Origin of the sequence: Niallia taxi, from assembly GCF_004005475.1 — a bacterium.
Lineage (GTDB): Bacteria > Bacillota > Bacilli > Bacillales > Cytobacillaceae > Niallia > Niallia taxi.
Genome location: NZ_RZTZ01000009.1, coordinates 115,039 through 129,421, shown reverse-complemented (window position 1 = coordinate 129,421; position 14,383 = coordinate 115,039). Strand labels below are relative to the sequence as shown.

At 32.8% G+C, this 14,383-nt stretch carries 13 protein-coding genes and 1 riboswitch; of the genes, 11 read left to right on the top strand and 2 right to left on the bottom strand.

Translation table 11 applies throughout. From position 1 onward, the window contains the following. Positions 1-21 precede the first annotated feature (21 nt). Positions 22-270, bottom strand: a complete 249-nt coding sequence (locus tag EM808_RS19615; RefSeq protein WP_127739902.1) for a hypothetical protein — start codon at positions 268-270, stop codon at positions 22-24. Between the two features lie 301 nt (positions 271-571). Here EM808_RS19615 and EM808_RS19610 point away from each other — a divergent pair, with 301 nt between their 5' ends. From EM808_RS19610 to EM808_RS19580, 8 genes are all read left to right on the top strand, one after another. Next, positions 572-916, top strand: coding sequence for a DUF6018 family natural product bioysynthesis protein (locus EM808_RS19610; protein ID WP_127739900.1), 345 nt, complete (start codon positions 572-574; stop codon positions 914-916). 97 nt (positions 917-1,013) lie between these two features. Continuing rightward, entirely contained in the window at positions 1,014-2,084 is a 1,071-nt protein-coding gene (locus EM808_RS19605) for a DUF6094 domain-containing protein (protein WP_235856657.1), read from the top strand. A gap of 97 nt (positions 2,085-2,181) precedes the next feature. Further along, on the top strand, positions 2,182-2,985 hold the full coding sequence (locus EM808_RS19600; protein WP_127739898.1) for a hypothetical protein: 804 nt from the start codon (positions 2,182-2,184) through the stop codon (positions 2,983-2,985). 716 nt (positions 2,986-3,701) lie between these two features. After that, complete coding sequence (gene ltrA / locus EM808_RS19595; RefSeq protein WP_127739896.1) at positions 3,702-5,576, top strand: group II intron reverse transcriptase/maturase; 1,875 nt, start codon at positions 3,702-3,704, stop codon at positions 5,574-5,576. Between the two features lie 124 nt (positions 5,577-5,700). After that, on the top strand, positions 5,701-5,865 hold the full coding sequence (locus EM808_RS28685; RefSeq protein WP_164849720.1) for a hypothetical protein: 165 nt from the start codon (positions 5,701-5,703) through the stop codon (positions 5,863-5,865). Then, positions 5,849-6,682 (top strand): LPD1 domain-containing protein, encoded by an 834-nt coding sequence (locus tag EM808_RS19590; RefSeq protein ID WP_127739895.1) that lies wholly within the window; start codon positions 5,849-5,851, stop codon positions 6,680-6,682. Before EM808_RS28685 ends, EM808_RS19590 begins: the two co-directional genes overlap by 17 nt. A 343-nt stretch (positions 6,683-7,025) precedes the next feature. Next, positions 7,026-7,703 (top strand): DUF6037 family protein, encoded by a 678-nt coding sequence (locus EM808_RS19585; RefSeq protein WP_127739894.1) that lies wholly within the window; start codon positions 7,026-7,028, stop codon positions 7,701-7,703. Positions 7,704-7,764: 61 nt separating this feature from the next. After that, a riboswitch (cyclic di-GMP riboswitch) is annotated at positions 7,765-7,848 on the top strand. 53 nt (positions 7,849-7,901) lie between these two features. Further along, a complete protein-coding gene (locus EM808_RS19580; RefSeq protein WP_127739893.1) occupies positions 7,902-8,183 on the top strand; it encodes a hypothetical protein in 282 nt (93 codons plus the stop codon). Positions 8,184-8,203: 20 nt separating this feature from the next. On the opposite strand, the gene EM808_RS19575 is transcribed toward EM808_RS19580, so the two are convergent. Beyond that, positions 8,204-9,391 carry a replication initiation protein gene (locus tag EM808_RS19575; protein ID WP_127739892.1) on the bottom strand — a complete coding sequence of 396 codons (1,188 nt, stop codon included), beginning with the start codon at positions 9,389-9,391 and terminating at the stop codon, positions 8,204-8,206. 1,309 nt (positions 9,392-10,700) lie between these two features. Here EM808_RS19575 and EM808_RS19570 point away from each other — a divergent pair. The 3 genes from EM808_RS19570 (at position 10,701) to EM808_RS19560 (ending at position 14,294) form a co-directional block, all read left to right on the top strand. Beyond that, on the top strand, positions 10,701-11,747 hold the full coding sequence (locus EM808_RS19570) for a DnaA N-terminal domain-containing protein (RefSeq protein ID WP_127739891.1): 1,047 nt from the start codon (positions 10,701-10,703) through the stop codon (positions 11,745-11,747). A gap of 168 nt (positions 11,748-11,915) precedes the next feature. Next, positions 11,916-12,452, top strand: coding sequence for an RsfA family transcriptional regulator (locus EM808_RS29680; RefSeq protein ID WP_127739890.1), 537 nt, complete (start codon positions 11,916-11,918; stop codon positions 12,450-12,452). A gap of 1,119 nt (positions 12,453-13,571) precedes the next feature. Next, the gene (locus EM808_RS19560) at positions 13,572-14,294 is read left to right on the top strand and encodes a hypothetical protein (protein ID WP_127739889.1); all 723 of its coding nucleotides are present in this window, start codon (positions 13,572-13,574) and stop codon (positions 14,292-14,294) included. Positions 14,295-14,383: the final 89 nt, after the last annotated feature.

The following is a 14,383-nucleotide window of genomic DNA, read 5'->3' as shown; positions in this document are numbered from 1 at the left end:
TAGTTCAGGTATCTCTTTTTCTTAATAAGACCTACGATAGTATCTAATGAAAATTAATGCCACAAATGAAATTATTATTCCCCAAATCCCGTAAGGCTCTATTTTATTAAATATTACTGCAGCCTCTCCATAAATATAACTAATATCCATCGTAGTTGAATTACCATCAGGATGTGGTGCTTCTACTTTCATATTAGTTAAATAGCTTAAAATAACAGCTATAATCGATACTACCAGTGCTGATATTGAAATATTTTGTAATTTATCCATAGAATCCTCCTTATATACATATTTTATAACGAACAGTTTCACATTTACAGTGGGAAAACTTAAATTCTTAGGTACCCATAATTATTTAGTTGAATATCACAAATTTAGATAGTAATATTAGTGTATAAATATATTTTTATTTTTAATTTTTCAGCAACCACTTTTGGTTAGCAGGTTACTTAATAAACGCAGCGTCCTTTGGGATCGAAATTAATGGCATTGTTATGCTTATTAAACGATCTCTCTGGGCGCTTTTTTGCGTTTTATAAACAAATTTTATAAATGAGAGGAATGAAGAAGAATGAACACAACTACTAATAAATTATCAATCAATCATGAGGTATTTGAGGATTGTAGAAGGCATATGGAGACAGTTAATGTTTATGAAAGAACTACACGAATGAGTGCAGAGATAATCTTTAAAAATGGAGATCGTCGCATTTATCATGCTAAATCGGACTCAAAAAAATACGCAGTTAAGGAAGTCATTAATTTTGTAAAATCTATTGAAGAAGCAATTGGTGACAAAGTTATGTGGAGGTTTAAAGGAGATAAAAATTATAATATGAGCACAAATTATCAAAAAGACGTAAGTTTATTAGTTCGAATAAAAAGAGATTTCTTAGGTTATTTCTTCGATATTTAATTAGAACCTACAAAAGAGGAAAGAGAAACGTTCATTCTGTTTTAGAATGAACGTTTTTCTAATTACAGAGTACTTAGAATTTAGGAGGAAATTAATAATGAACAATGTAGGAAGTAAAGTAAGCAGCGGTTTCTTTGAAATGTCAGAAAAACAAGGGGATAAGCTATTAAAGTTATTAAGTGTAACAGGTAGTGGAGTATGGTTTGATTCCAATTGCGGAGAAGGAAAAATTCTTCATCAGCTTGCACAGCCTTTCCAGAATGATAATTGTAAGATTACAACGTATGGGATAGAAACAAACACACAGAGAGCTTTAAAGGCACAGGAGATCCTACAGCATTGTATAAATGCTCCCATAGAAAGCATGATTATCCAAAACGAAGCTGTATTGCTACTATTTTTAAATCCTTCAAATAGTATGAATATCAGGGAAGATGACTCTTCTGATCAGAAGGAATGGAACGATTTATATCGCAATACTCGGTACTTATCTAAAAGAGGCATAATGATTTATATTATTCCTTCCTATCGATTTGCAGATAACCAGATTGCCCAATTTCTAGCATCCCATTTTTTCGATGTTGGGATTATGCGATTTTTGGATGAAGACTACGACGATTATAATCATTGTATTTTCATTGGAAGAAAGAAGAGTGGTAAAGATAAGGAAGTTAATAAGGATTTATATAAATTTCTACTTCAAATGGAATCAAAGGTTTTTGTTCAAACAAAGGTGAACTCAATTGCCCATATTATAAGAGCTAATAAAAAATGGGAAGTTCCCGCTGGTATTCAAGAATTAAAGACATTCTACACGAAGCTTGGGAATAAAAGTGATTTTGTAGAAGGAATAAAGAATAGTAAAGTCTTTACCGCTTTTATTAATCGTACCAAGCCAAGACAATTGGTCATTGGAGGAGATCCTATTCTACCCTTAAATCAAGGTCAGCTGTCCCTTTTAATGGCCAGTGGAGCTATTAATGGAGAAATAGGTGAAGGAGATAATTATCATCTTGTACAAGGAATCGAAGTCGTCTCTAAAGTTGTCGAGAGTGAAGTGAAAAATCATGATAATGGCGGAAAAACAACTATTACTAAAACCAAGACCAAAAGGGATGTTTCTGTAAAACTAATCAGTCCTAAAGGGGTAATAAAAAAGTTAGTGTAGTTACTAATCAAAGAGGAATATCAATCTTACTAATATAAAGAATTTGAGAGGATTAGCGGTAAAGCCACTAGTCCTTTTTATATAGGAGGAAAAATAAATGACTAATCAATTAAGTTTATTTATGGATCAGACAACTGAGATAAGAGATATTAGAACAGAGAAACAAGCTACAAATAAGGTTTCTTATGATGTAGGAGAGCTTATAGGAGGTTCGAGAAAAGAGCTTGCAGAGCTGCGAAAAGCATTTGAAGAAAAGCAAAGCTCAGAACTATTAGAGATAATAGAAAAAATTAATCCTATGTTATCTGAAGAACTAATTTCTAAAAAACAATTTTTTAAGTATTTCTCTTTCGAGGCAGAAAAGGAAAAAGGAACTCAACCGGCTATTGCGAAACTAAAGCAATTAATCCTTCATCGTGTTGATAATATACCGGCAAACCAAACAAGAGAAGGGCGTAAATCCTTTATGGAAGCTGCCCAATATTTATTGATTTGTATGGAAGATCTTCGAGTAATTGATGATGTAGCCCCTTTTATTAACCGTCTAGGTAATCAATTACGTACAGAAAGACAACATAAAGACAAATATAATGGTCCTGCTCGCTTAGGTGTTCTTGGATCTAAATTTAGAGACTTCTATTTAAAAGGTGGGTTTCGAAGTAGTTTTAAAACAGCCTTTCTAATAAACAGCTGGGAAGAGTTATTAACTAAAAAGTCTGTTTCTAAACCAAAGAAAAAATCCTCTTCATGGTTAAGGGACTTACCAGAACGTCCTGATAGAAAAGGAGGAAGTCCAAGTAGTATACAAAAACCAGAAGACATAATATCCTTTTTCGGATATAGAGGCGTTCAGTTCGGGAATTATGGTGCGCCACGTTCTCATATAAACGCGGTAGCGTGAAATTGAAGGGCTTATGAATGTATATAAGCCTAACTTCTATTCCAATTTGATAGGTGAAATCCCTATCCAGGAGAAATAACCGATTTTATCCAAAATCTCCTGACTATGATACTCCTATATGCTAGATACCCCCTCTTGGGTAAATGGTGTAGAGCTAGGTAAAGTCGTAATTTGAGGTTGTACCTATAAACAATCAAAATAATGCGGTAGTCCTTAAAAACTGAGCTATGATTACGCAAGGAACTTATGTTTGAAGCGTCGTCACCGAATCTTCTTCTTAATATAGGTCAAAGGAAGAAAACCACGAGAATGGATGAACTATATGAATATGGGAATATGTATGATTCCACGTCTTACTAGTGTCGTAGTTGCTAGTAATGACGAGCCAACATGTTACGGTTAATCAAGGTTGGTGAGTATCGTCGGCGTAAAGTAAGAATCTAAGGCACAGTAAAATAAGGGATAGGAATAGAGGAACGTGGGAAGCTCAATTAATTCAAGGCTTAAGAGGAGCCATTAGAGAAATAATTGAGTGGCAGCGGTCCCGTAGTAGTGAAGAAATGGGGTAACTCTTATGGAGCGAAGGGGACCAGTCGGGTACTTATCCATAACTCACAAGAAAGTTAGTCTAAATGAACCTTTCTACTATAAGTGGAATGTGGGAATTAAACAGTTAACCATTAACTCTCTAAATATAATGTAATGAGGGTGTAATAATGAGGGATAAAAGACTACCTATCAAAAGTGAAACACAACTCAGAGAAAAACTAGATAATCTATATGAAATTAGCAGCAATTCAAACAAACCGTTCTTCAACCTAGTTGAAATTATGAAGGAAGAGCAAACCATTAAAACAGCCATTCACAATATTAAAAGCAACAAGGGCAGTTTTACTCACGGTATTGATAAAAAGGACATAAATCACTTTCTACAAATGGAATATGGGGAGTTAATTAAAATCATTCGTGAAGTGATTGATAATTACAAACCTGCTCCAGTCAGACGTGTTTGGATACCAAAGTCTAACGGTAAGAAAAGACCTCTGGGGATACCGATTATATTAGATAGAATCATTCAAGAATTGGTCAGAATCGTAATCGAGCCTATAGCAGAGGCAAAATTCTTTAAACATAGTTATGGTTTTAGACCTTATCGTTCAGCGGAACATGCAATCGCTAGAGTGATTAACATAATAAGACAAAGCAAAACTTATTATGCAGTTGAAGGTGACATCAAAAGCTACTTTGACAACATTAATCATAACAAACTGATAAACATATTATGGGGCATAGGAATAAGGGATAAACGAATCTTAACGCTTGTAAAAAAGATGCTTAAGGCAGGAATCATGGAAGATGGACATATCCAAAAATCTGATTCCGGAACTCCTCAAGGTGGAATTATTTCTCCCTTGTTAGCCAACATCTATCTCAACTCCTTTGACCGGTTAATTGCAAAAGAATACGAGGAGCACCCGGCTAGATATTCCCTGAAAGACTATAAAAACAAAGGAATTGCAAAAGTTAAGAAACGTCATGAACCTTGCTTCCTCATAAGATACGCTGATGATTGGATAATATTAACTAAAACAAAGAAAAATGCCGAAAGACTATTACTCAAAACTGAGAAGTATTACCAACATGTACTGAAAATCGAACTATCCAAAGAAAAAACATTCATTACTGATTTAAGGGAACAAAGAATGACATTCTTGGGATTCGACATATTTGCAGAGAAGTCAAGATTAAAAAATAGCATAGTAGGTAAAGCGGTACCTAATCCGATAAAATTCCATGCAAAAACTGCTAATGTTAAAAGGAAAATCAGAAACATTAGATTCAATACCAATCCTTGGGATATTGCTAAGGAAATTGAAACTATCAATATGGAACTAATAGGTATCAGCAATTACTACAAAATAGCCAATAGCGCAAAACTGTTCAGCAAACAAGACAGCATGCTATATCACTCTATGTGTAAATCTTTTTCTAAACTATACAAAGGAAGAAACTATCGAGAATGGTTGATTCCTGCCAATAAACTAGACAATAGAACTGATAGGCATAAAGATAGCGCAGCTGAAAGACCTTATATCGAAGTGGACTCGGTGAAAATAGGATTGACGAAGTTATCTTATACAAAATGTATAAAGGCACTAAACTTCAAACCAGAAATGACACCATACACGAAACATGGAAGAATATTATATGAAAAGGAATCTGAACGTAAATTAAAGAGAGCTAGACCTACAATCTACGATGAAAGTTATATGAATAATATTGTACTTCGTAAATTAAAGCATACAGGAACTAGTTCAGATAAATACAACTTTGAATTTGTTTTAAACAGGGACTACGCATGTAACAGGGATAAAGGTAAATGCAAAGCTTGTGGAAGGAACGTAACTTCTACTATTGTGCATTGCCATCATATAAACCCCAAACTTCCAATAGATAAGGTGAACAAATTAAACAATTTGGCTACACTATGCAAAACATGTCACTCTAAAATTCATATGAAAGAATTAGACGAAAAGGACGTAAAAGTTTACAAAAAACTAAGTAAATATAGAGAGATTATAAATAACTAGATGTGAGGATAAGGAGTCCTATTACATTGTGAGGTGTAATATGGATAGTCTTACAGAGACTTAAGACTCGATGGAACGCCGTATGCGGTGAAAGTCGCACGTACGGTGTGGGGCAGGGGAAAAGATGGAGATAACTTCAAAGTCTTACCTATTGCCATTAGACGATGAAAAAGCTATAGAGCATCTGATTCGTTCTTCAGAAGCCATGATGGATTTAGCAGAGGTTTTAGATATTGATTATAAAACACTTTCTCTAGGTGGGAACATTAGGTATGGCATATGGAGCTAGAGGAAGAGGAGGACAAGCTCTTGCACATTATGAAGCTCTTTCGAGAGTTATTAATATGACGAAAAACAAAGGATCACTAGGTGTTCTGGCTCATGAATGGTGGCATGCTCTTGATCATTATATCTATTGTTTAAGCCATGCAGATACCTCTAGAAGGGGATATGCTTCCAATGTAGATACTTTAGGTTCCCACATAGATAAAACGGTTATTAATGCTTATGAGGACCTGATAAAGACTATTAGGAGCGGAAATAGTATTTCTCACTTCGAAAATACCAATAAATCAGGCGTTTCGTATAGGGGCTTAGAGTTTAGAAAGATATATAGAAATTATAATGGAGACCTTTTAGCTTGCATGGAAGAATATACTGAAATGCAAAGAATTGATTTGGAGGATTCTCTTGAGATGGAAAAGTATTATGGGTCAGGTGATTTAACTGATATGGAAAAGAAAATACTAACCAAACAGCAAAGAGATCTAAAAAAGTTTGCTTTATCCTTAGCATGGTTTCATGAAAAAGAAACAGGAGAAAGAGTTGAAAAAATTCCTTATCCATCACATCTCTCTAATTATGTTTCAGCTTCAATGAAGCTAGATAAAGGTAATAAGCTATATTGGGCAGATATTATTGAGCTTACTGCGAGGGCTTTTGAAAGCTTTATCCAGGATAAACTCCTTGCTAATAACCGTGTTAGTGACTACCTTGTAACAGGCACAAAAGACCCTATAGCGTTTCCAGTAGGGGAAGAAAGGACTACAATTAACAAGCAATTTGATTTACTGCTAACGATACTAAAAAAATATGAAATTATCTAATTTCATGTCGAGACGAAGGATGAGCCAAGAGCTAGTCCTTTTTTTTTTAGATACTATGATGAAAAAGGATCATTGATATCGTTCCAAAAATAGAGTTTAGTGTATATAAAAGGTTAAATATGGTAAAATAGTATCGAAACTTTTGAACTATATTCTATTAAAATATCAAACTTTATAGTATAGAAACTGCTAGTGGTATAGGCACCGTTTCTGCATCGATACACAATATTAGATATCAGTAAAAGAGATTGTATTAGAAGATGATTCTGATGAGATTAGAGTTAAGTTTTAAGTTGATGAGGAATAAAAAAAAGCACGAGCAATTATTTAATGGAGGGTTAAGATGAGTAGAGGTTACAGGTTAAATAATTTATTTTCTCTCGCAAAATCAATGAAAAATAAAAAAATAGACTATCAAGTTATTAATAACATCCCCTATAAAAAAGACCTGGAGATATGTGCGATTTTTAAATATGATTATAAAATCATAAAGAAGCGACCCTATACAGATAATTCACAACCCAAAGAATATATATTAGGTCTATTTAAAAGAAAGACACACCAATATTTGACCTTGCCATTAGATTATAAAAAAAGTGATAATTTCGAAAGCTTTGAGCTTCCTAATAGGTTAGGAGAGGATTTATTTAAAGATTTAATGAAATTCTTAGAACTTAACGGCACGGAAAGAAGGGAGTTTAGCCTACACAATTTCTATAGAATATTAGACAAAGCAACTCCCACAAAGGCTGGAAAAGAAAATTTTGATCGATTAGTATGTTCTCATTCCTATCCGACATCAAAAGATAACGAACATAATAAAATCTATTTTAGTCATTTTAGAGACAATGATAAACGTGGCGAGAAACGTAGCCTAGAAAACTATGAAAAAACAGAAAAATTACTTCCCTACGCAAATAAGGTAATAGGAAATAGAAATATCTCCGTCTGTTTTACACCAGAAAAAAAAGAAGAGGCAGTAGAAAAAAAAGAAGCGGATATAAAAATAAAAGTTTATTAAATACTTTAAAGAAGAAAAGTTGCATTTTGGTAAAAACTGAATATAATATAGGTATAAAGTCACTATACTTAGAAGCGATGAAAAATCATCTTTATTTGGGCGCTTGGATGATTTGAAGCTAGTAGCGCAACCGGCTAATTAAACATATGTTTAGTTGGCTTTTTTTGTGGTAAGAATACAAAAAAGAGGATGATACTAGTGGCAGATAAATACACAATTAAGAAAACTTGTTTTAATAATATAGAGGAAAATACATTAGTAGAATTATACTCCCTTTCAAAGGACAGTATAAAGCAGGTTGATAATAAGAGCTTCCACGAAGTAACCATATTAATGTCTGCGATAAGAGAAGAAGCCCCAGCAAGATTAAAGGACATTGAAGATATTGAAGCGGAAGTTACACCAGAAATTGCTACAATACTAAGCTCCAATATGGAAGAAGCCTTATTCATTAATGAAATTGAGTCGCTAATAAACTGACTAGATCATAAAAAGGCACCTTATAAGGAAGGTGCCTTTATCAATTTGCTCTGACTTTCTTCATAAAGTTTTTCAGTTATTTCAGCGCCTTGCTCTTCCCAAATTCTTTTAGATTCTTCTTCATCAAAATATTTCTTCAGGATTTCTAAAGCGTCATTTCTATGCATATAATGTGGTATCTTCTCAATTCTTGTAACTTTCCGTTTAGGTAACTTACTCATAATAAATTCCCGGATAGCTTTTTCAATAAGAATGGATTTATCATCGTCAAATAAGGCAAGTTGTTCGTCGGTTGTTGCTTTTTTAGGAAGTACAGCTGAAATATAGCCAATAGGATTTTTTATAGTATCGTCATATTTAATAGATTGCATCAACTCAACGATATTATTCTTTCCGTAATTAAGCCATTCAGTGATAACTTTTTTATTCAAATTCATTCCTATTTCTAGACCAAGTCGCTGAATATCAATAACATCCTGAGAATAAGTATCTTCTTCTATCTTTATTATCTGGTCAGAAGAACTGTTCGTTTTTATTTTAAACTTTATCTTATGTATAGAGCGTCCTTTTCGGATTGCATCGTAAGTAAAGGATATGTCTGTTTTTTTAGCAAGTTCTGCTTGGGCATGATCAATAACTCTCTGCCTAAAATTAATCCAAACTGGATATTTGTCTTGGAGCCCTAATTTAGCCCGTAATTCTTCAAGCGTAAAGGTTCTCTCTGTTAAACCCTCATAACTTTTTAAAAGCTCATATAGACGAATAGAATAGTTACTACGTAGATGCAGAATATTCCCTAGTTTATACCTAGTGAATTTCTGATTTAACAAAAGGAAGAAAGGTTTTAAATCTGGATCAAAGCGAACTGTTACAGAACCCTCGTTTATATTGTAAGTTGCTTTTGATAACCAAGCTATACGGGTTGGTTTCCCTTCGTGGTTAATAAATAAAAAGGGTTGCATTAATTGGGTTGTTATCTTATCAACTTCTTTATATAAGTTCTTCGACTTTGAACCAATTAAATCCCCGAATTGTTTAATAGAAAAAGTATAGGTTTGGAAATCCTTATCATTGGGATGGATATTAGAAGCTATTACAGATATTATCTTTTGTTCCATTACCCCTAACTTATAGGTTGCTTCTACTATTGAGTTTGCCTTTGATACTAAGTTTGTATCTTTAAAAATAATCTCTCTATTATTTTCCATGACAATTTATACTCCTAGAATATTGGTAGTTTTATTTTATCGTAAGCTAAAACAAACGTAAACTAAAAAATGTTTGTTTTAGGTATTTATAAAATACCGACCCCAAAAGTGTTGTGTTTATTCTTGCTGTTAGTACTCTAATAGTATTCATCGTTCAAACTAATCCTAATAATGAGGGGCTTTATTTTCTGATACTGTGTAAATTGACCCCAAAAGTGTTGTGTTTATCTTTGCTGTTAGTACTCTATATGTACATATCTTCCAAACTAAATTCTCTAAATGAGGTGCTTTACACCCTAAGATGTGTTATTTCACCCCAAAAACGTTGTGTTTTAAACAATATTCATTATGCACCACCCCAAAAATGTTGTGTTTAATCTTTAAGAACACACTTAAATCAGTCAAAATGATATGTTTTGGCCCCAAATTTGTTGTGTTTTAAGAAAATAGAACGTTTACTTTTTACACCCTAAAAATGTTGTGCTTTTACACCCCAAAAATGTTGTGCTTTTACACCCCAAAAATGTTGTGCTTTTACACCCCGAAAGTGTTGTGCTTTCACCCCGAAAGTGTTGTGCTTTCACCCCAAAAGTGTTGTGCTTTTACACCCCGAAAGTGTTGTGCTTTCACCCCAAAAGTGTTGTGCTTTGCCCCAAAAGTGTTGTGCTTTCACCCCAAAAGTGTTGTGCTTTCACACCCCAAAAGTGTTGTGCTTTCACCCCAAAAGTGTTGTGCTTTGCCCCAAAAGTGTTGTGCTTTCACCCCAAAAGTGTTGTGCTTTAATTGCTCAAGCCTTACTGCCCCAACAGTTTGCTAGATCTGTAAACAGGTTAAACAAGTATAAACAAGTTAAATAGATTTATATAAACAAGCACAAACAAAGAGAAGTGTAGTAGTTTAAATAGATTTAATAGATTTACTTCTATTAATTACTTACACCCCAAAAGTGTTGTGTTTATTACAACCTCTATTATTCATAAACATGGATGGTTGACAGACATTGAGATTTAAGGAGAAGTATGCTTTAATAATAAGAACAATAGTATACAAAAAGGGAAGGACCCTACACTGAAAAAACCGAGCTATAGCTACGGTAGTTTTCTTGTGGGGTCCTTTTTATGTATTTTGTTTACTAATGTAAAAAAAACACCTATAATTTACTAACCTATCAGTTTAGGACCTGAGGTTAATAGAAACGACAAGGGGTTTTTTCTTAATTATTACATTCCGTTTATTCTATCACATAAGCATTTAATTTCAAGAAAAAACCTACATATATGTCTTTAATAGGTAATCCCTGGAGGATAGTATGGAATCTGAAAAGTTAAACTTAAAAGGAAAAAATGACAAATTAGAGTATTACAGAACAATTGATACGGGGAATCTTGAGCAAAGAATGAAATTAGTTAAACAGGACGAAAGTAAATTAACTTACTATGTTCCAGAACTAGATAAGGTCGTATATTCAGAAACGGAAGTAAGAAAATTTTCCTTAGATGCTTATGGCGAAAATATCCCTTATATTGACGGAGAGCTTACCATTCTAAATAACTATTTATTTGATTACTGGGGATACTTTATAAACGCTGAGGGCTTAGCTTTATATGCCCACTTAAAAAGATATACTTATGGGAATAAAGATTGGTGTTTTCCTAATTTTGAAATGATCAGTCTTAAAATGGATAAATCAAGACCTACTATACATGCTTACTTAGAAATATTGGAGAGATATGGGTTTGTCTATAAATTCAATGTTATAAACCGATCAAGAGAAAAGGAAGAAGGCCCAATTTTCAAAATCAGAAAGAAAGTACCCTTATTAACTAAGGCATTACTTGAAGGGAATAAGGAATTAGAAATTCCAGATAATGTTTCGGCTCATATTAAGAAAGCTATGAAAAAAGAAAAGGAAGGACTTCCTAAAAAGTTAAGAGCAGAACATGACAAGTATGTAAATGAAATGATTCGAAACAACGAGAAAATAAATCTTGAAAATCAAATGGACTATGAAGAAATATATCGTGTCTGGCAACAATATGGAGAAATTATTAAAAATAATAACAAACCTCTAGCATTAAATGAAGAGGTAGTACTTGACTATGGAAAAGCAGAAATGGATAAACATGAAGCCAATATGTTAAATTATCTACTTACCTATGTGTCTAAGAAGCTTTCCAAACCTTCATTTGATACATGGTTTAAAGGAATTTCTATAAAACTCACGCAAAACAACTGTTATGTACTAGCTCCTAATGAGTTTTGTAAAGATTGGCTGGAGAATAAATATGCAGATCTCATCTCGAATGCTATTCGAGAGTATGATAAATCGATTGACGCTATAGTAATTCAACAATAATTCCGAAGGTGTGTCTAACTGGCACATCTTTTTTATTTTAGTATCTTACTCTGTTTTGTTTGTCAGCTGAATAAAAGTGAGGGAATTGATCATTTAAATAACATAATTGAGTCTTACTTTTCTATGACCCGAATAATATGTAATAAAAAACACTAGGAGAGATTTCTTATGCCAAAAACAAGACAAGATTCCTGGACAGAAAAAGAAGACATACTATTAGCTGATGTTGTACTGCGAAGTATTAGTGAGGGCAGTACGCAGCTTCAAGCATTTGAAGAAGTAGGGAAACAATTATCTCGTACAAGTGCTGCTTGTGGATTTAGATGGAATGCTTACGTAAGAAAGCAATATAAATCGAATATAGAAGCAGCAAAAGTGCAAAGAAAACAACTAAAGCAGGGGAAACCTCTAGTGGAGGAGTTAGTAACAGAACTTTCAAGAGAAGAGGAGCAAGTATTTAAAACAACAAATGCTGATCAATTTGACGGCATCATTCATTATTTAAAAGAAATATATAATAAGTCGAAAATATTCAATCATCAAAGCGAAGTTAGTAATAGCCATGAACAAGATTTACATGACAAAATTAATGAATTAATTAATCAAAATAAGTATTTACAGAAGAAATTACATTCTAAAGAGGAGGCATATAAAGGGTTAGTTGATCTAATGGAACAAGCAAGAAAAATGGTAACAAATAAATAAAATCTTACTTTAAGATGAATTATTTACAATCCATTTCCCAATATAAACTAGTGGTTTTTATGACATGTAAATTCATTTAGTTTATCTATCAATTAGATTACTCTTATACCTTAAAAAGTTTTTAATGCAGGGTGAAAAAATTTTTAACCCTACCTTAAAAATTTTTTAAGGTAGGGTTAAAGAATTTTTAAGGTATCAAATTTCATAGGTTAAAAATTTTTTAAGGTATCAAAACGGCTTATTTTTATAGGTCAAAAATTTTTTAAGGTATGATAAGTTAAAAAATTTTTAAGGTACCATTAAAAAATTTTTAACCGGAATAAATACAAAGATTAATAAATACAATTTATTTAAATATTATATATAGGGAAATCGTCCGTGGATTTATTCTGAAAAGAGCTTGTCCATTTAATATAAACAGGATATAATACCCATATATTAATTTACTTTTTATTTTTTATTTTTTTTGTGCAATCCATTTTAGGGTTAGCAGACAGACAATAATACACTTACAGCCTTTGTGGTTGATGAATAAGAATAGCTGAAATAAATTAGCTGTTTTCTATCATTGACCCCAAAGGCTTTTTTGCGTTTAGTTTTCGTTTAAAACGGTTGATGATGGTAATTAAAACAAAGGTGAGGAAGATTAACATGGCAAAAAGCCAAAACAAAAAGATAGCAATCTATAAAGGACAGGTAATTCATTATGGTTCAAACAAATATCCTACAACTTGAAGAATAACAATATTCGCTTTTATTTAGAATTTTCAAGGTTGTTTGAATCAATACTACTGGTTCAGTGATCATACTAAAAAAGCGACTCATACTTTTACTACATATTGTGAGGGCAATTTAGAAGAGGCTAAAAAATTAGTTGTTGATAGCTTTAAAAACTATTTAGAAAAGAAGCCTTTGGCAGGGATAGTGTTGCAGATGGGGAGATAGTTGGTTATCTAACAGAAATCGAAAGGAAAGAAAGTACAAGGATCAAAGAAATAGAGCAAATATCATTATTTGAAATGACTAACGATGATATCAATAAAATCAAAAAGAAGAAAAATGCAGTTATCAGTGGACAATTAGCATTTGCGCTTCTTTAATCATAAGGGGGAAAAATTTATGACGATTACAATAACCATGGATTGGCTTGTATGCCTATATTACCTAATTGAAAATATATTTTTTGTTTATTGTACGGATTTAAGAATGAAAAATTACTTTTTGCAAAATGAGTTATATCCTAGAGAGTTTTATTGTTTTGAGATGGAAGAGGAAGAATTCTCTACAGATGATGCTGTAACTGCACAGATTGAGGAACCTACAATTTTGTCAAAACCTCTTGTAGTAAAAACGGAACTAAACCAAGAGGCTGAAGCTTTACTAGCGGAATTGCAATTAGAGCTTTCTAGTTTTGAATCAATTCAAGAGAAAGAAGTAGAAGGAAATGTTCTATTCGATAAAAAGATTGATTCTGATTGTATCAGTTTATCAGACTATGATTCAGATAATGGCGATACTTCTGATGTTTCATCAGCAAATTTTGAACAATTAGCATCCGCAAAAATAGGAGATTGTTTAGAAGGTGAACAACATTGGGTGGTGTCGATCATTGGTACAGAAGAAGAATACTTACATGTATCTGATGGCCATCGCGCTTGGATAAACGCTGGAGAGGATGCACAGGGGTTGAAACGAGGTGACTTGTTAGCTGTTGATGTCATCCGCCATGGAAGAAACATTGAAGTATTAAATATTACATTTTTAGATTCAACTATATCGGAAGATTATCTCATTCCGGACGAAGAAATAGAATTCAATAACAGCTATTCAAGAGCTATATAGTTTGTAGGAAGTGACCAATCATGGTCACCTTCTGCTCCAAATATATATCTTTATGTATATTTGGAGCAGATGTTCCTATGGTATTAAAT